The organism is Actinomycetota bacterium (genome assembly GCA_019347575.1).
In the GTDB taxonomy this organism is placed as follows: Bacteria; Actinomycetota; Nitriliruptoria; order Nitriliruptorales; family Nitriliruptoraceae; genus JAHWKY01.
The window spans coordinates 25,195-42,695 of sequence record JAHWKY010000036.1; the positions used below are offsets into that span (position 1 = coordinate 25,195).

At 69.0% G+C, this 17,501-nt stretch carries 19 protein-coding genes, 1 tRNA gene, 1 pseudogene and 1 riboswitch; of the genes and pseudogenes, 12 read left to right on the forward strand and 9 right to left on the reverse strand.

Annotated features, from left to right (window positions below; translation table 11 throughout):
- Positions 1–3: 3 nt before the first annotated feature.
- Positions 4–110, reverse strand: a riboswitch (TPP riboswitch).
- Positions 111–165: 55 nt separating this feature from the next.
- Together KY469_18800 and KY469_18805 are read right to left on the reverse strand one after the other, a co-directional pair.
- Complete coding sequence (locus tag KY469_18800) at positions 166–462, reverse strand: GlsB/YeaQ/YmgE family stress response membrane protein (protein MBW3665149.1); 297 nt, start codon at positions 460–462, stop codon at positions 166–168.
- A gap of 134 nt (positions 463–596) precedes the next feature.
- A complete protein-coding gene (locus tag KY469_18805; protein MBW3665150.1) occupies positions 597–1,247 on the reverse strand; it encodes a DUF4191 domain-containing protein in 651 nt (216 codons plus the stop codon).
- A gap of 117 nt (positions 1,248–1,364) precedes the next feature.
- On the opposite strand from KY469_18805, the gene KY469_18810 reads away from it, so the two are divergent.
- From KY469_18810 to KY469_18835, 6 genes are all read left to right on the forward strand, one after another.
- On the forward strand, positions 1,365–1,802 hold the full coding sequence (locus KY469_18810) for a response regulator (protein ID MBW3665151.1): 438 nt from the start codon (positions 1,365–1,367) through the stop codon (positions 1,800–1,802).
- A 4-nt stretch (positions 1,803–1,806) separates the two neighbouring features.
- Positions 1,807–2,517, forward strand: coding sequence for a class I SAM-dependent methyltransferase (locus KY469_18815; GenBank protein MBW3665152.1), 711 nt, complete (start codon positions 1,807–1,809; stop codon positions 2,515–2,517).
- 27 nt (positions 2,518–2,544) lie between these two features.
- A tRNA-Ala gene (locus tag KY469_18820) sits at positions 2,545–2,617 on the forward strand.
- A gap of 237 nt (positions 2,618–2,854) precedes the next feature.
- Positions 2,855–3,454, forward strand: coding sequence for a TetR/AcrR family transcriptional regulator (locus KY469_18825; protein MBW3665153.1), 600 nt, complete (start codon positions 2,855–2,857; stop codon positions 3,452–3,454).
- A gap of 238 nt (positions 3,455–3,692) precedes the next feature.
- On the forward strand, positions 3,693–4,928 hold the full coding sequence (locus KY469_18830) for a hypothetical protein (GenBank protein MBW3665154.1): 1,236 nt from the start codon (positions 3,693–3,695) through the stop codon (positions 4,926–4,928).
- 44 nt (positions 4,929–4,972) lie between these two features.
- Positions 4,973–6,481: a hypothetical protein gene (locus tag KY469_18835; GenBank protein MBW3665155.1), complete on the forward strand. Its 1,509-nt coding sequence runs from the start codon at positions 4,973–4,975 to the stop codon at positions 6,479–6,481.
- On the opposite strand, the gene KY469_18840 is transcribed toward KY469_18835, so the two are convergent.
- Complete coding sequence (locus KY469_18840; GenBank protein MBW3665156.1) at positions 6,369–6,863, reverse strand: hypothetical protein; 495 nt, start codon at positions 6,861–6,863, stop codon at positions 6,369–6,371. The two genes, KY469_18835 and KY469_18840, sit on opposite strands and share 113 nt — an antisense overlap.
- Positions 6,864–7,000: 137 nt before the next feature.
- Between KY469_18840 and KY469_18845 the strand changes: the two genes are divergently transcribed.
- On the forward strand, positions 7,001–7,987 hold the full coding sequence (locus tag KY469_18845; protein ID MBW3665157.1) for a hypothetical protein: 987 nt from the start codon (positions 7,001–7,003) through the stop codon (positions 7,985–7,987).
- On the opposite strand, the gene KY469_18850 is transcribed toward KY469_18845, so the two are convergent.
- On the reverse strand, positions 7,974–9,071 hold the full coding sequence (locus tag KY469_18850) for a PAS domain-containing sensor histidine kinase (GenBank protein ID MBW3665158.1): 1,098 nt from the start codon (positions 9,069–9,071) through the stop codon (positions 7,974–7,976). The genes KY469_18845 and KY469_18850 overlap by 14 nt on opposite strands.
- Before the next feature lie 191 nt (positions 9,072–9,262).
- On the opposite strand from KY469_18850, the gene KY469_18855 reads away from it, so the two are divergent.
- Positions 9,263–11,257: an SDR family oxidoreductase gene (locus tag KY469_18855; GenBank protein MBW3665159.1), complete on the forward strand. Its 1,995-nt coding sequence runs from the start codon at positions 9,263–9,265 to the stop codon at positions 11,255–11,257.
- 9 nt (positions 11,258–11,266) lie between these two features.
- Here the strand turns inward: KY469_18855 and KY469_18860 are convergent, their stop codons facing one another.
- The 3 genes from KY469_18860 to KY469_18870 all read right to left on the reverse strand — a co-directional run bounded on the left by KY469_18860 (position 11,267) and on the right by KY469_18870 (position 13,523).
- Entirely contained in the window at positions 11,267–12,223 is a 957-nt protein-coding gene (locus KY469_18860; protein MBW3665160.1) for an NAD-dependent epimerase/dehydratase family protein, read from the reverse strand.
- 23 nt (positions 12,224–12,246) lie between these two features.
- The gene (locus KY469_18865; GenBank protein ID MBW3665161.1) at positions 12,247–12,429 is read right to left on the reverse strand and encodes a DLW-39 family protein; all 183 of its coding nucleotides are present in this window, start codon (positions 12,427–12,429) and stop codon (positions 12,247–12,249) included.
- A gap of 428 nt (positions 12,430–12,857) precedes the next feature.
- A complete protein-coding gene (locus tag KY469_18870; GenBank protein ID MBW3665162.1) occupies positions 12,858–13,523 on the reverse strand; it encodes a hypothetical protein in 666 nt (221 codons plus the stop codon).
- 257 nt (positions 13,524–13,780) lie between these two features.
- Between KY469_18870 and KY469_18875 the strand changes: the two genes are divergently transcribed.
- The 4 genes and pseudogenes from KY469_18875 (at position 13,781) to KY469_18890 (ending at position 15,168) form a co-directional block, all read left to right on the forward strand.
- Positions 13,781–13,957, forward strand: a complete 177-nt coding sequence (locus tag KY469_18875) for a hypothetical protein (GenBank protein MBW3665163.1) — start codon at positions 13,781–13,783, stop codon at positions 13,955–13,957.
- A gap of 401 nt (positions 13,958–14,358) precedes the next feature.
- A complete protein-coding gene (locus KY469_18880; protein MBW3665164.1) occupies positions 14,359–14,610 on the forward strand; it encodes a ribbon-helix-helix protein, CopG family in 252 nt (83 codons plus the stop codon).
- Positions 14,611–14,913, forward strand: a complete 303-nt coding sequence (locus KY469_18885; protein MBW3665165.1) for a type II toxin-antitoxin system RelE/ParE family toxin — start codon at positions 14,611–14,613, stop codon at positions 14,911–14,913.
- A gap of 39 nt (positions 14,914–14,952) precedes the next feature.
- A pseudogene (locus KY469_18890) lies at positions 14,953–15,168 on the forward strand (transposase).
- A 173-nt stretch (positions 15,169–15,341) separates the two neighbouring features.
- On the opposite strand, the gene KY469_18895 reads toward KY469_18890, so the two are convergent.
- Positions 15,342–16,814 (reverse strand): hypothetical protein, encoded by a 1,473-nt coding sequence (locus KY469_18895; GenBank protein ID MBW3665166.1) that lies wholly within the window; start codon positions 16,812–16,814, stop codon positions 15,342–15,344.
- Positions 16,815–17,260: 446 nt separating this feature from the next.
- A partial coding sequence (locus tag KY469_18900; GenBank protein MBW3665167.1) for an ATP-binding protein occupies positions 17,261–17,501 on the reverse strand: 241 nt, incomplete at its 5' end.

The following is a 17,501-nucleotide window of genomic DNA, read 5'->3' on the forward strand; positions in this document are numbered from 1 at the left end:
CTGGTCGCGATCACGACGCGCTCCCTCCGCCGGCATGACCCGGATCAGGTGTGGGGTCTGCGTCCGCGGCGCACTCTCAGCCCGGCGTGGGGGCTCCCCCGGCGTTTCGTTCCGCGCGAGCCTAGCGGCCCGATCTGCCCTTCCCGGCGCGATGGTCAGGAGCGATCAGCGGACGCGCTCGTAGGACCGGGGCCCTCGTCCCGTGCGACCACGTCCCCCGGCGGCGCGGTAGACGAGCAGCGCGACGACGGCTCCGACGACCGAGCCGATGAACCCCGAAGCGGTGAAGGCGAGCTCACCGGCGAAGATCAGCGCGGCGAGGAACCCACCGACGAACGAGCCCACGATGCCCAGCAGGACGGTCTGCCAGAACCCCATCGGGTCCGGGCCGGGGACGAGCAGCCGTGCCAGGTACCCAGCGATGGCACCGACGATGATGAGGTAGAGGACGAAGCCGAGCATCGCGCGCTCCTCGATCGATGTCTCCCCCAGGGTGCGCCCTCAGAGGCCCTCGGTGCCGCCCGCTCCTCGGCCATCCGGTCACCACGTCGTGATCGGCGGGGAGCCGTCGTCTCCACGCTCCGTGCTCGCGCGCCTCAGCGCATCCTCTTGCGGCTGACCCCGGGGATCGGCCCCTTCGGGATCGGGATGCGGTCTCCCCCGAGCGCGTCGAGCTTGCGCGCGAGCTCGGGGACCTCGCCCTTCTTCAGTGAGCGGGGGAGCTTCGCCAGCGTGAGCGTGAGCTTGCCGAGCTCGACGACGTTGTCGCCATCACCCTCACCGACGACGAACGTGCGCACCGGCGCGTCCCCGGAGACGCGCTGCATCCGCTTGCGCTCCTTCTGCAGCAGCGCCGCCGCTTGCTTCCCGCGCCCCTCGGCGACCAGCACGATGCCGGGACGCCCGACCGCTCGGTGCACCATCACGGCCTTCCCGGCCACGGCGACGGCAGGCGTGACGAACCACTGTCCGCGCATGGCGTGCATCACCGCGGCCGCCGCTCCCGGTTGCCCCTCGATGGCGGCGATCTGAGCTGCGGTGGCGCGGCGGCCGAACACCGACAGTCCCCCGACGACGAGGCCGAGGACACCGAGCACGATGCCGATGATCAGCGCGTCGAGGAGGATGCCGACGACGAAGGGGATCGCGAAGCCGAGCAGGGCCGCCGCGACGAAGAGGGGGAGGAACCGTGAGTCGGCGTCGGCCGTGGCCTTGAAGGCCTGCCAGAGTTGTCCGAGTCGGCGCATGGCTTCCGTCCGGTCCGAGATGTGGCCTCATCCTACGGGCGCGTGGACGCGGTCTCGATGCAGAGGCCCTCCGGCGGGGCCGGGTGGTTAGGCTTCCGGGTGCCGGGAGGTGACGTGGTGCCGCGGGTGCTCATCGCTGAGGACGACGCCAACATCCGTGCCCTGATCGAGATGGCCTTCGACGAGTACGAGACGATCGTCGCGGCCGACGGGGGGCAGGCCATCGCGCTGCTCGAAGAGACGCGCTTCGACGCCGCGGTCCTCGACGTGATGATGCCGGTGGTTGATGGGTTCGACGTGCTGACCGCGATCCGTACCCACTCCCGCCACGCCAAGGTACCGGTGGTCATGCTCACGGCGAAGACCTCCGAGAGCGACCACATCGAGGGCTTCCAGCGGGGCGCGGACGCGTACGTCACAAAGCCCTTCATGCCCGACGAGCTCGTCGCGACCGTCGATGAGCTGCTCAGCATGTCGTGGGAGGCACGCAGCCGTCAGCGGGATTCGGAGAAGGACCGCGCCGAGTTCCTGCGCCGGCTGGAACGCCGCTTCTGACGACGTGCTCGCTTCGAACGTCGACCGCATCCTCCACATCGCCGGCGACGACGACCGGGTCCTCGACGTCGGCGGTTGGGCACGTCCGTTCTCCCGCGCCGACTGGGTGATCGATCTCCTGCCGTTCGAGACCCGAGGCATGTACGGCTGGGACGGCGAGCGCCGGTCGGAACGCTTCAGCGCCGACAGCTGGATCCAGCGCGACATCTGCCACCGCGACCCGTGGCCGTTCGAGGATCAGCAGTTCGACTTCGCCGTGTGCTCGCACACGCTGGAGGACGTGCGCGATCCGCTCTGGGTCTGCTCCGAGCTGACGAGGGTGGCGCGTGCGGGGTACATCGAGACGCCATCGCGCCTCGAGGAGCAGACCTACGGCGTGCACGGGCCCTGGGTCGGGTGGTCGCACCATCGGTGGCTGGTCGAGGAGGACGGTCGGGGCGGGCTCGTCTTCGTGCTCAAGCCGCACGTCCTGCACGGACGCCCGACCGCACAGTTCCCGACGCGTTTCCTCACCGCTCTCGAGCCCGAGGAGCGGGTCATGACCCTGTGGTGGGATGGCGACTTCACTCGGTCCGAGCGCATCTTCACCGGCCCCGGCGAGATCGATGACTGGCTCGACGCGGTCGTCGAGAGGAACCGGCACCGCATCCCGCCGGAGCCTCCGCCGAGCCGACGCTGGCCGCGACGACGATCCCCGCGGCGGCGCCCCGCGTGACGCCCGTTACGCTCTGGGTCTCCTGAAGGGCCCGTAGCTCAGTTGGCAGAGCGCCTGCTTTGCAAGCAGGAAGTCGTCGGTTCGAATCCGATCGGGTCCACCTAGGGGCAGCTCGCCGGGGTACGCCGGGGTACTTCCCCCATCACCTCGCGAACCGACTCCGGGACTTGCTGAGCGTGGTCACGCGATTGGGCGACGATGAGGGTCGATCGGGGATCGGTGGATCGAGCGGTCGCCGTGCTGTCCGAGTACGGTCAGTCGGCCAGGACGGTCGAACGCGTGAGCTGGACGTGGTCACGGTGGAGCAACACTCGGTAGAGGGGTGGGTGGCGCGTCGATGACGCTCAGCACGAAGACCCCGACTCGTGAGCGCATCCTGGATGCCGCATGGGAACTGTTCGTCCGGCAGGGGTTCGCGGGCACGACAGTCGCGCAGATCGAGGCTGATGCCTCACTGGCTGCCGGCAGTGGCAGCCTGTATCGACACTTCTCATCGAAGGAGGCCGTCCTGCGGACAGTTGTGGATCGGGAGGTGGAGCGGGTCGATGCGGCACGCGAGCTCGGTCCGGAGCCCGTGGAGACGGGAGGCGATGTGCGCGTCGCGCTGGCGATCGAGTTCCAGCGACGCCTCGACAACCTGCGTCGTCTGCATCCGTTGATCGACCTCGTTCGGCGAGAGCGCGAGCATCTGGGTCCTTCCCAGCAACATCTGGGCGACTTGCTCGTGGAACGGAACCTGTCGGTGCGTTCGCAGCGGTTGGCGGCGTGGATGGACGCTGGCGACATCCCACGGCGCGATCCCGGAGCTCTCACGACGACGATCATGTCTGCGTTGACCGGCTACCACCTTGCGGTCGAGTTCTTCGGCGGGCCACCGGGCGGACTTCGCGAGCAGGAACTGATCAGCACGCTGGTGGATCTCGTCACCGGTCAGTAGCTGCGCGGTCGTGCAAGTGTCTACTTGCGTAGCGCAAGGGCCGCTTGTAGCGTCGCCGGCTCGACAGGCGGATGCACTGAGGGGTCGGACCTTGTCCCAGGGAAGCCGGATGCCCGATGGGGGTCGAGCGCGCCGCGTCGCGTGGGGGGACGGCGTGGTTCGTCGGCTCCTCCTGATGTTGGCCGTGATGCTCTTCGCACCGGTGTCGGCGTTGCCGACATCGGCACAGGAGAATCCGGTGAGCCTGGACCCGGACAAGGGCACGAAGGACGGTTCGCCGGTCGACGACCTGCCAGACCACATCCGCCTGCTCGACATCCAGCTGCCGGACGACGGCAAGGCGATGCGTCCCGATTGGTCGCCGGACGGCGAACGCCTCATCCTGCTCGATGCTCCGATCGGCGATGTCTGGGAGCACGACTTGGCGGCTGGGACGACGCGGAACCTGACCGGCTCGCTGCTGCCCGCCGGGGTGATCCGGGCCCACCACCTCAGCAACGGCGACCTGGTGCTCTGTGCTCTCACTGAACGGAGCCCGGGCGAGCCCGAATCGGACCGCTTCAACGGGCAGCTGTTCGTCGTGCAGCGTCCGCTGGGGACACGCGCACCGGTCCCCCTGGGCGAACCATGCTGGGAAGGCATCGCGGTCTCCAAGGATCCCACGTCGACGAGGATCGCCTGGAACCGATCGACCATCGACTTCACCGCCGTTCCCGAGGTCTTCGTCGAGGCCCTGATCGGCGAGTCGCAGGTGTTGACCGGCACGGTCGTCTACGACGCCGACGGGACGCCGAGCCTGGTCGACGTCGCCGTCGTGCTGGACAAGACCGACGTCTCGCCCGACACGCCGGCGGTCGAGGCGCAGGACTTCCGACCCCTCGACGACGGCGACCCCGATCCGGACGACGAGCTGATCTTCACCGCCTACTTCCACAAGGGCGGCCAGGCGATGGGCATCGACCTCGATACGGGTGAGATCACCGACTACGCGTTCGACTCGCCCTACTACGAGGAGGCCGAGGGCACCGACCCGGGCGGCGCGTACGTCATGGTCGAGCGGGACCTGACCATCACCCTGTTCCCCGGCATGGTCGACATCTGGCGACTTCCCCTCGACGGCTCCGGAGCGTTCGAGCGGATGACGACCTTCGACCACTACGAGGGCTTCGGGGCGAACCAACCGGTCATCTCGCCCGACGGGACGCGCATGGCCTTCGGGCTCAAGGTCGAGGGTGAGGAAGGCGAGAGCGACGGCATCCTGATCATGGACCTGGTGGCCTTCGACGATCTGCCGGAGCCGGAGCCGGAAGGGCCGGACTCCGCGCCGCCCCCGGTGGACGAGGACGACGCGGTGGGCGAGTTGGCGGCAACCGGCTCGACGCCGGCGATCCCGGCGCTGCTCGTTCTCGGTCTGGCCGGGCTGCTCGCGACGTCCCGACGCCGGCGCTCCTCGCGGGCACCCATCGACCCGTGATCACCAGGCTCTCGCGCGTAGCCGTTCGGTGTCGTCGACTCGTCTTGCTCGGGGTCGTGACGGCCGGCATGGGCCTGGTCGGCCCGATGTCCATGGCGCACGGTTCCGAGGACGTGGACTACCTCACGGCGCCCGTGGTGGAGACGAAGGTCCTCGACTGGGGGCATCGGCCCGCGTGGTCACCGGACGGCACGAAGCTGGCCTTCCTCGGCCTGCAACACCACTTCGGTGCTGGCCTCGCGTACGAGCTCGACCTGGCCACGGGTGAGGTCCGGTGCCTGACCTGCCACCTCGAGAACGGGTCCGTGCTGCGTGTCTACTACCTCCCCGACGGCAGCTTCCTCTTCCAGGCACCCGCCACGCCGCTGTACCCGACCAGCCCGGCCGACACGTCCATCCCCGAGCACTTCAACTGCGCGATCGCCGGAAGGGAGCACCAGCTCGGCCTGGGCACCGACGACGTATCGGGCCTGTTCCGGTGCGAGCTCTATTGGCTGCCCGCATCGCTGGAGGGGCCGCTCCAGCCGCTCGGTGTGCACTCGTTCGAGGAAGTCGCTATTGACCCGTCGACGTCCCGGATCTCCTGGGTCGTACCCGCAGGAGCGGTGACACCCGACTGGCAGATCTGGCTCGGCGACCTCGTCCACGAGGGCCAGCACGCGCAGCTCATCAACCGGCAGCAGGTGTTCACGACGTTCCCGGAGTCGGTTGCGGACCCGCCGGTCATGGCGTGGATCGAGGTCATGGACTTCTTCGTTGGACGCGAAGCCATGCTCATCTACGCGAGGCTGATCGGCACCGAGAATCAGGGCGACGGCGAGGTCCTCGAGCTCGACCTCGCCACCGGCGCGCTCACGAACCACTCCAACAACCCGGCGCACGAAGAAGCTCACCTCTTCTTCCCCGACGACACCTTCGCGCTCAACGAACGAGACGACGGCCTGTGGGCGCTCCAACTCGACGGCACGGGCCAGCACACCCGTCGTTTCGCCGACGGCATCGGCGCCGTCTCCTCACCGGACGGCCATCGCGTCGCGTATGCGAAGGAGACCGCCGGTCCGGGTGGCCTTTGGGTGGCGACGTTCGGCGGCGCCCCATCGGGTCCCCTCGACGACGGACGACCCAGCGACGTTGTCTCCGAGCCCCCCGCCACCTCGCTTCCGTCAACCGGTTCCGCGGCACACGTCGTCGGGCTCGCAATGCTGGTGTTGGCCTTCGCGTCGCGGCAGGTCAGAGGCACATCGCAGCACTCGGTGACACCCGCCGCGACGGGGGTGAACCCCTTTGTAAGCAGGAGTGGTCGGTTCGAATCCGATCGGGTCCACCACGCCAGTGCCCGCCCCGTCGATGTACGCGTTCCGGTGCGATACGGCACCGAAGTGCATACACCGAGTGACCACGAGGGTGATCGCGCGGGCGAGAGTCGCGAGGTGGCGATCGTCAGCTGCTGGGCAGGGCACCCAGCTTCTGCAGTCGCATCTCGATCGCACGTTGCGAGCGGCCATGCTCGCGGGCGAGGTCCGCGAGCGACGCCCCGTCCTCGAACGCCGTGACGAGCTGACGCTCCTCGTCCCGCGTCCACGAGCGGAAGGCGTTCGCGTTGCGTTCGCGGGCCCGTTCCACGACCTCGTCGCGGTCGCCCGTGTCGTCCACGGCACGCAGTCGCGGCCGCCGACCTTGCCCAGCGGAGGACGGCGTGGACGGAACCGGCGCCGCCGCGCCGGCTTGCGCCCGCGCCCCGAGCACTCGAGCCAGGCCCTCGAGGAAGGCCGTCAGCTCGTCGGCGTCCTCGACGGTGATGCGGCACACGTCCTCGTCCCCGTCCGGTGTCTCCTGTCGCAGCGTCAGACGGCCGCGGTCGGGATCGGCGACGAAGACGAAGTCCTTGCCGTCCTCCTGGACACGGACCTCACGCCGTTCACTGATGGCGCCCATGGGCGTGACGGTACGCAGCTCGTTCCGTCGCGCCGATGGCCGCTCGGACAGGGAGGATGGCGTGGGAAGCGCGCAGGGGATGGCCTGTCCGGCGTCGAAGTCGTCGAAGGAGAGGTAGCTACGGAGGGGAACCGCACATGCGCTCGAAGCTGACCATCCTCGTCGCGCTCGCACTGGCAGGCACCGCGATCGCCGCCATCCCGGCATCGGAGCACGGGGAGGAGGGCCCCACACCGACCACGATCACGACGGCGGAGGTGAACCCCACAGGACCCGCAGCGTGGGAGATCACCGGCACCGTCGACTACGGCGGGCAGGCGCCGGTCGTGCTCGGGACCGACGCCACCGGGGACGCCCCACCGAACGGGACCGGGCACACCGCGGGCCTCGGTCTGGACCTCACCCAACTGGTCGCGTACGCGTCGGACGGTGACGAGCCGGTCGTCACCCTCGAGTGGCACGCGACGGCGCTCGATCAACTGCCCCCGCCCGAACTCATCCGGTACTACTGGCAGGTCGAGATCGGCCTCAGCGGCGGTTGGGCGTTCCAGGCCAAGACCAGCGATGTGGTCTCAGCGGCCAACCTCGGCGACGGCGAGCCCGAGACTATCGCCGGCAACGTCGCCTCGTACGCCGGCTCGACCGTCCCGAGCTTCCGTATCCGCGGCAACTGCGGCAACGTCACGGTGGGACCCGTGTCGCCCGCCAGCAACTGCGGTCACGTGGCCTGGGTGGATGGGGAGTTCGACTTCGACGCCAACGTCGTGCGCTTCTTCCTGCCCCTCGATCTCGACAACGCTGCGGCGATCCGTCCCGGCGCGGTCCTCACCGCGGTCGAGAACGGCACGTACGCCGCGATCCAGGCGGTTGCCGACATCGGCAACACCCGCGACACGATCGCGCAGGAGGTCGCCTACACCATCCCCGAGCGGACGGCGTCGGTCTCGTTGGTCGACGCCGACGGCGAGCTGGTCAAGGCCGGCACGCTGACCGTGGCCGACGACAGCAGCATCAGCGGCGGTCTCGATGCCGGGGCGATCGCGCCCGGTGCGTACCGGCTCGACGTGACCGCGTGCTTCGCCGCCAACTGCGACACCGACACACGCACCGTCACGGTGTCGTAGCCGCGGGCAGGTCGACCGCGAACGTGGAGCCGCGGTCGACATCGCTGCACACCACGACGCGGCCGCCGTAACGCTCGGCGAACCCACGCACGATCGTCAGGCCGAGCCCCGCACCCTGGGTCGGCCGGGTCATGACGTCGCCGAGCCGCACGAAGCGTTCGAAGATGTGGGCATGCTCGGATGGCGGGATGCCGGGCCCTTCGTCCTCGACGGCGATCGTCACCTCGCCGCCGTGCACCTCCGCGGTCACGGTCACCGCCCCGTCCGTGTGACGCAGCGCGTTGTCCAGCAGGCCCCGGACGATCCGCGCCACGGCGCGATCGGTCGCCAGGACGCTCGCCGCTTCGGGGAGTTGGGTCGTGACCCGCTCGCGGTCCTCGTCGGGCAGATCCTCGATCGCCCCGGTGACCACCTCGACGACATCGACGGGCTGTGCCGTCGCCGCCCACGTCGGATCGTCCACCGTCGCGGCGTCGATGAGGTCGCTGACGAGCGCCTCGAGTCGCTTCAACGAGACGAGCATCAGATCGGCGAACTCGCGGATACGGTCGGGCGTCATGCGGTCGGCTGCCCGCTCCATCGTGAGCAGCAGCGCCTTCAGGGGTGTCATGGGGGTGCGCAGCTCGTGGGCCGCGGTCGCGATGAAGTCGGCGCGTGCCTGCTGCTCATCGTCGAGCCCGCCGAGCTCCTCGACGACGAGCACGACCCCGACGGTGCCCTGCTCGTCGGCAACCGTCGCGGTCCGCATCGCGATGTCCAACCACGTGCCATCGACGTGCAGGAGCGAGAGCCGCTGCGTCGTCGTGTCCCGCGGCGTGCGGAGCGCATCGGCGATCGGGTTCCCGATCGCCACGGGCAGCTCGCGCCCCGCCGCGTCCCGCAGCCGTAGCGCCATGAACCACGCATGGCCCACGACCGCCTCAGCGGTGAAGCCGGTCAGCTCCTGCATGCCGGTGTTCCAGAGCAGGATCACGCCATCGGGACCGATGACCGCCACGGCGTCCGCGGTGACCCCCACGACGCGTTCGAGGTAGCGCGTGGCCAAGCCGCGCGCACCATCAGCGACGTCGTGTCGGGCCGGCATGGCCCTCACCTCCCACCTGACTAGTGACACCATCGGACTTCTGAGCCAGAACGGACATGGCCCGACCGGGTCACGCGGCGTGGTCCGTTGGAGCTAGACGGCTGTACGCCGAACGGCCGCAACCCCCGCGGAACGGCCCCCTCGGCCAGGTCGCTCACCTAGGGTTCCGCGTGGCGAACGGGAGGGTGAGCGTGACCTACTTCGTGACCGGCGCGACGGGCTTCATCGGCAACCAACTCGTGCGCAGGCTCCTGGCGCGGGACGGAACCATCCGGGTGCTCGTCCGTGAGGGCTCGCTGGATCGCCTCGCGGACCGTCTCGCTGAGTGGGGTACGACCGAGGAGCGGGTGGTACCGGTCGTGGGTGACCTCACCGCGCCCCGCCTCGGTGTATCGGACGAGGATCTCGACGTGCTACGTGGCGCGGTCGATCACGTCTTCCACCTCGCGGCCGTCTACGACATCGAGGCCGACGAGCAGACCCAGCGCGAGGCCAACGTCGCCGGGACCCGCAACGTCGTTGGGTTCGCCAACGCGATCGAGGCGGGACGGCTGCACCATGTCAGCTCGATCGCGGCAGCCGGCAACGAGTACCGCGGCGAGTGGCGCGAGGACATGTTCGAGCAGGCCGAGGGCCTCGACCAGCCCTACTTCGCGACCAAGCACGAGGCCGAGGGGATCGTGCGACGAGAGGCCGACGTCCCCTGGCGCATCTACCGCCCCGCCATCGTCGTGGGCGACAGCCGCACCGGTGTCACCGACAAGATCGATGGGCCCTACTACTTCTTCAAGCTCATCCAGCGTTTGCGTCGGATGTTCCCGCAGTGGCTGCCGTTGATCGGCGTCGAGGGGCGACCGGTCAACATCGTGCCCGTGGACTTCGTCGCGGATGCGCTCGACCACATCGCGCACCTGGAGGACACGGACTGGGACGGCACGGCGTTCCACCTCACCGATCCCAACCCCTACCGCGTCGGGCAGATCATGAACATCTTCATGGACGCCGCCCACGCGCCCCGCTTCGGTATGCGCATCGACTCGCGTGCGATCGACCTGATCCCCAAGACCGCCCGCAACGTGATCGGCTCGCTGCCTCCGATCGCGAACGCGCGCAAGGCCGTGCTCGGCGACCTCGGCATCCCCGACGAGGTGCTGGGCTACATCAACTGGCCGACCACCTACGACCGCCGCAACACCGACGCCGCCCTCGAGGGGACCGACATAGAGGTTCCTCGGCTGGAGGACTACGCCTACAGGCTGTGGGACTACTGGGAGCGCAACCTCGATCCGGAGCTGTTCAGGGACCGGTCGTTGAAGGGCGCGATCGGCGAGCGGACCGTGATGGTCACCGGGGCCTCCGACGGCATCGGTCGCGAGATCGCGCTGGTCGCCGCCGAAGCCCAGGCGCAAGTGCTCCTGGTGTCACGCACACGCGAGAAGTTGGAGGCGGTCGCGGCGGAGATCGAAGAGGCTGGCGGCACCGCGTCGGTGCATCCGTGCGACCTCAGCGACCTCGACGACATCGACCGCTTGGTCAAGGAGGTCCTGGCCGAGCACGACACCGTTGACGTGCTGGTCAACAACGCCGGCCGATCGATCCGACGTAGCGTGCGCCTCAGCTTCGACCGCTTCCACGACTACGAGCGCACGATGACGCTCAACTACTTCGGGGCGGTCAAGCTCATCCTCGGGCTGCTACCCGCGATGATGCACAACAAGAGCGGACACATCATCAACGTGTCGTCGATCGGCGTGCAAACCAACACGCCCCGCTTCTCCGCCTACGTCGCATCGAAGGCGGCGCTCGACGCGTTCAGCCGCTGCGTCGCGTCGGAGATCATCGACAACAACGTGCACGTCACGACCGTGTACATGCCGCTGGTCCGCACCAAGATGATCAGCCCAACCAAGATGTACGACTACTTCCCGGCGCTGTCTCCGGAGGAGGCCGCCGAGCTGGTGTGCAACGCGATGATCGGCCGACCCAAGAAGGTCGCCACCGGCCTCGGCAACTTCGGCGAGGTCATGTACGCGATCTCGCCGAAGGTCGTCGACCAGGTGCTGCACCAGGCATACCGCATCTTCCCCGAATCGGCCGCCGCCAAGGGCGAGGAGGGGGAGAGGAGGGAGAAGGCCTCCGCCGAGGGGGTCGCGTTCGCCCACCTGCTGAAGGGCGTGCACTGGTGAGTGGGGGCTCTAGACCAGGCGCTCCTGTCGCGCCCATCGCAGCGTGTGCGCCATACCCTCCTGCAGGCCGAATTGCGGCTCCCAACCGAGGTGCAGACGAGCACGCTCGATGGAGTAGGTGCCGGGGTGGGTGACGTACTCGAGCGCCTCGGGTGACACCGGCGCGGGTCGGCCGCGGAGGCGAGCGACCCCGGCGATGAGGTGGCTGAGCGCCGCGACGGCGGGGCGCGGCGCTGAGCGGAGCGTCACGCCGAGAGCATCGGCGTAGTGGCCGAAGAACTCGCGCGTCGTCACGCCGGTGCCGCCGGTGATGTTGAACACGCGGTGCCGGCCGTCGTGATCGGCCGCCGCCAGGGCGCCCCGCACCGCGTCGTCGACGTAGGTCGGCGTCAGGATCCCGCTGCCACCGTCGACGAGGGCGAACAGGTTCCGGCGCATCAGCCGCAGCGGACGCACCGTCCACGGTTGGCTGCCGGGGCCGTACACGTCGCCGAGGCGGACGACGACGACGTCGAGGCCGGTGTCGGCGGCGACGCGGAGGGCTTGGTGCTCGGACGAGATCTTCGTGTCGGTGTAGGGGCTGCCGGTGGGGACGAGCGCGGCGTCCTCGCTGACGCCGTTGGGGAAATCGGTGCCGTACACCACGACGGACGACACGTGCAACACCCTCGAGACGCCGCGCTCCGCGGCCGCCTCGACGACGGTTCGGGTCCCTCCGACGTTGACGTCGTAGAACCTCGCCCGGTCGCCGGACTCGGCGACGATCGCAGCGGTGTGGAGGACGAGGTCGGCGCCGTCGAGCGCGTCGCACCACGGACCGGGGCGGCGCACATCGGCGGCGGTGATCGCGCGCTCATCGTCAGGGCGGAGGTCGAGACCGCGAACGGTCCAGCCGCGCCGGGCGAGCTCAGCGGCAGCGTGTGACCCGAGGAACCCGGCTGCGCCCGTGACGACCGCGGTGGGCACGGCTCAGCTGGAGGCAGCGACGATCAGACGTCGCGCGGCTCCTCCCAGAGCGCTTCGTCGAGCTCCTGGTCGCGCTTCTTCTTCCAGAAGAACAGCGCGCCACCGACGGCGGCCAGCAGGAGGGCGAGCTTGCCCTTCTTGCCGCCCTTCTTCTCGTCCTCGTCCTTCGCCACAGCATCCTCCGCGTGATCGTCGTGGTGCGTCACGGTGCTCTCCCCGTTGTCGGGTCGGGGGGCTGAGCCTAACCAGCCAGGGCGGGGCGCGTCACCGACGAGGTTGCTGGTTCCGACCGGAGCGCGGGCGGATGCTGCGGCCACCCGACGGCCTGGACGAGCGATGAGCTTCAACGTGCTCGTGATGGGCGCGATCATCGGGGGGTGGAACTGACGTGTCGGTGGGCACGATGGACTTGAACGATCGACCTCGACCTTATCAGGGCCATCGCGGTCGTTTCGCGGGTTGTCACGGAAGGCCCGATGTGCCGCTGACCTGCGATAACACACCGGTGTAGTTCATCGCGTACTGCGTCGTGGCGCCCGGTCCCGCCGATCTTGTGCCCAAGCTGTGCCCACGCCGAGAAGTGCTCGATCGCGTCTCCACCTGCGGGCCGTCGCAAGCTGCCTGACGTCGGTCATCACGCTGGCTCGACGCTGATCGAGGTGACCTTGGCGACGACGTCGTAGGAGAAGGCCGTCGGGCCTTGTACGAAGCCCGAGGCCGCCACCTCGGCCGCGACGAGGACCTTGTTCGACCCGAGCGGCTCTCCGTCGTCACGGACCAGCGTCGTCTCGAGTGTGTAGGTGCCCGGCTGAGCCTGGCTGCTCTCCACCCTGGTCAAGGGGAGGATGAGTGGCGGGAGCCCCGGCCCGGTCACGACGTGGAACCCCGCGAGCTGCTCGGAGACGCTCGACCGCACCGGGCCACTGCCATCGCGGTCGGGCTGGAAGGCGGTGAGGACCAGGTTCACGGCGGCGCTCCCACCGTCCGCTTCCTCCGGCGGTGAGAGTTCCACCGCGGTCACCTCGAAAGTCGCGGTGACCCGGACGGCCTGCCTTGGGCCCCAGGTGGGTCGGTAGTCTATGATGGTCGCCAGTTGGCCCCAGTGGTGCTCCTCGTGCCCCTCGAAGTCCCCGGCAGTGCGCGCGAGCCCGCCGTGGTTCTCGGCCTCGGTGACCAGCCGGCAGGGCCGCTCCTGGCACCCATCCTCGATCGTCCACGACCCGTCGTAGGGCTGACCTCCGTGGGCAGCCACCAGCAGGATCGCGGCGGTCGCGACGGCGATCGGGATCCTCGCTCTCATGTCGATCTCCCTCCTTGGAAGGCACCGCCGCCGAAACGACTTGCGCAGCCCGTTCATCGAGCTCAACGTCGTGGGCGTAACACCAGCTGGAACGGCAGGGCGGCGGGAGGGAACGATTCGGGAGTCGATGGAACGCACCCGCTCGCCCACCCTCGCCCTCAAGCGACGGTACGGCCCCTGGGCGGTCGCGCCAGCGAGGGTGTAGGCGCGTTGCTCTGCTCATCGGGCTAGCGGGTTCCACGTGACCGAGCACTGCGGTGAACCGACGTCGCGATCACGCGCTCGCCCGCCCGATCGCCGCCCGGCAGCCTCAGTCGGTGGTCGCCAGGCTGCCGGAGACGATCGGGAGGGTGACGGCGCTGATCGTGCCGGGACCGGTGGTCCACCGTGAGCTGGGGGCGGAAGGGGTCGCGTTCGGTCTTCCACCCGGCTGAGCCCACCGTGAGTACGAGTCTATGGCCCGCGGGGATGCGGCTTGCCAGCGGCAGGCTGGTCAGGGTGATGTCGGTCGGGGTGTCCACCGGGAAGTCCGCGCCCTCGTCGGTGAACACGTGGCGCAAGTCGCCGATCGCCTGGCCGGACGCCGCCAGCTGCGCCCTCCAAGACTCGGTTCAGCCTCGTCTCAGAACTCCACGACCGCCTCGTTGGGACAGGTCGAGGCCTCGCCAGGTTCCTCTACGGAAGCGAAGCGGTCTCACTGACGCTCACCGTTGTCGTGCGTCCCGCGGTGTCCCAGACGGTGAGTTCCAACTGGTAGTCGGTCGAATGCGCCCCGCCCCGGACCGTGGTGAGGGGCGGGTATGATGCTGTCATACCTGCGGTGTGGGAGGCACTCATGGCTGTCAGGAAGGTAGCGGTCACGCTGCCCGAGGAATTGTTCGAAATGGTCGAGCGACTCCGGGACATCGAGCATCGTTCGCGGTCCGACGTGTTCCAGGACGCGCTGCGCCGCTACTTCGGCGAGCCGGTGTACGAGCCGTCCGAGGAGGAGCGTCGCCTACTCGACGAGGCCCTGGCCGGGCTGGAGCGCGAACCGGCCGCAGGTCGGTCGTGGAGCGACGTCCGGGCCGAGATCTGGCCCGAGTGAGTGGACCTGTTCCTCAGGCCCGAGGCCGTTGCTGACCTGCGCGCGACTCGCGCGTACTACGAGGAAGCCGAGGCCGGGCTCAGCCGCCGCTTCGTGGCGTCGCTGGACGAGCTGTTCGTCCGACTGCGGGCGTTCCCACGCAGCGCCCCACCGGTTGCCGGCTACGAGGATGTGCGTCGTGCCGTGGTCCGCGGGTTCCCCTTCGTGGTCTTCTACCGTCTTGGGCCGGACCGGATCGACATCTTGCGGGTCTCACACGCCGCTCGATCAGACGCCGATCGGCCGCGCGACGCCGGGGTTTGAAGCGCCCCGCGATCTGCGCTCATCGCCTCGAAAGCGGGTACCGGCAGGGTCATCGGCCAGTGCCTGCCGCGCCACCGCCACCAGGGGTTCCTGAAGTTCCTGCGCACCATCGACCGCGAGGTCCCCAAGAGCCTGGCCGTCCACCTGATCCTCGACAACTACGCCACCCACAAGCACCGTGACGTGACCACGTGGCTGGCCAAGCACGCCCGCTTCCACCTGCACTTCACCCCGACCTCGAGCTCGTGGCTCAATGCCCGGAACCGCCGCTGCGACCCCATCCAGCCATCCCCGCCGGTCACTTCAAGAGAGCCGCACCCGAATGAGTTCGCGCGCTGGACACACCCCCGGGAGGCCGCTTCCGCGCAAGCGCCTCCGTTAACCGCCCCGTCCCCGACTAGGGGCCGGACGACGGCGTTGGGCACGAGCTACGACTCGTCGCCTCGGGCCCTCACCGCATCGAGAAGGCCGCCGCCATCGTCCGTCTCGCATGTCGTCAGGTTTCCGTGAGCCGCCCCGTGTGGCGGTGGCAGGCATTCCTGGGTGCCGAAGTTGAACCGGTTCAGCCGGATGTGATCCTTGAGCCGCGGATCGTCGACGGCGAAGACGTCGAAGCCGCGCTCGGTCTTCGGCGTAAAGTCGCCATCGAACGTGTTGTTGGCGTAGACGAACCCGTTGTACCAGTAGGAGGACCAGGGATTGGATCGCCGCTCGGGGTCGTCGGGTTCTGCCCTGTAGTGGGCGATCTGCTCAGGGTTGTCGGGATCGGTGAAGTCGACCACCGTGGTGCCACCCAGGAACCAGCCGGCGACGAGGACGTCCCGGCCGCTGCGCAGGGGGACGACGTTGAACTGGTGCGCGGTGCAGCCGCCCGCCTCGACGGGCTGGGGGAGCTGGTAGAAGTTCTTGAGCACCGGGACGGCCGGATCGCTGATGTCGTAGAACCAGAGGGCGCCGATTGGGGAGGAGGTCGCGGGCCCCGGGCACGGCCCCGATGAGGCGAGACCGGCGAGAGCCTCGTCAGCCACGACCAGGATGTTCCCGTCCCACGAGAACGTCGACCCGTGGACGTTGTCCATCTCGGGATTGGAGGTCACAGAGACGAGCGAGGGATCAGCCGGATCGGAGATGTCCCAGATCTGGACCTGCGTCGACTTCTCCCCGGCGCAGGCGGCGAGGTTCCGAGGGAGGAACACCGAGACGTCGTGACACGCTCCAGCGAACCCGGAGGAGGGCGGAGCGAAGTCGACCCAGTTGATCACCCGCGCGTCGACCGGGTTGCGCAGGGGGACCTCCACCACCGCCTGGTTGGTCCGGTTCACGTAGACGATGAGCCGAGGGTCGCGCTTCCCGGTCGCGGGATCACGGTGCTCGAGGTCTGGGACGAGGGTGTGGGTGTGCGAGTCGCTACAGCGCGTCGGATCCCTCCGATCGGGGCACGTGTTGACGCTGGCGATCCGCTCCGGTGCCTCGGGGTTCTCGATCGAGACGATCTGGAGCCCCATGAAGCCTTCGGGGTCACCGAGGGACTCGCCGTGGCAGTCGTCACTAGTCAGAACGTTCTCCGACGACGACAGGAACACGAGGTCACGCCAGACTGAGACGTCGGCCCCCGTCTTCACGCATTCGAATACGCCCCCGATGTTCGTGGGCTTGGTCGGATCGGAGATGTCCACCAGTTGGAACCCGTCGTTCCTGCCCCCCGGGTCCCCGTCGGCGGACCCGTGGGAGAGCACCGCGGTGTCGCCCCAGAAGGCGAGATCACCGCCGTGGCCGGTGTCGAGCGTCGCGACCAGCGACATGTTGTCGGAATGGATGTCGGTGTTGTGGTCGGCGCGGGCTCCTTGGTCCCCTACTACGACGAGCGACGCGAACAACGCCGCCGTCAGGGCGGAGGCCACCAGCCGAGGCCTCGACCTCACGATACGCTCGGATCGATTCCTTGTTCCGGTCATCTCTCCTATTAGGTGCGTGGCCATGCGGCCCCTCCTCCGGTCGGCATGCCGAGCGGCGCTGCTGGCGCTCGCCGCCTCCGTGGGAACACGCGTTACAACGCCCGGCACAACCGGCGTGCGTCGTGGAACGACGTGACCTGGCCAGCGAGTGACCAACGCGGTGTCCGCCAGGTCTTCCTAGGCACCGATCTGGAACGAGAAGTCGGATCCGACCCCCGGCAGCCGGCGCTCCCCCGCCGTGGTCGGCGTTCCAGGGGTGCTGACCGACCACCCCTCGCTGTGGTCCTCTAACCCGAGCGGCCAGTCGCCCCGTTGCGACGGACGTCGTAACCCACGCGAACAGCGCGCTGCGAGAGGAACGACCGCGATCGGGAGGGAACGACGGTCGCCTCTCAGGTCCGGGCGGATGCCGGTCGCCTGCGTCGTGGCGATGGGGTCTCCGCGATCGGCAGGGTGAACCGGAAGGTGGTGCCCCCGCCGAGGGTGCTGTCGTAGGTGATCTCGCCGCCGTGTGCCTCGACCAGCCGGCGCGTCAACGCCAGCCCGAGGCCGGTCGATGCCTGCCCGGTCCGCGGGGCGGTGCGCTGGACGCGGAAGAAGGGCTCGAACAGCTGGTCGCCCACACCGTCGGGG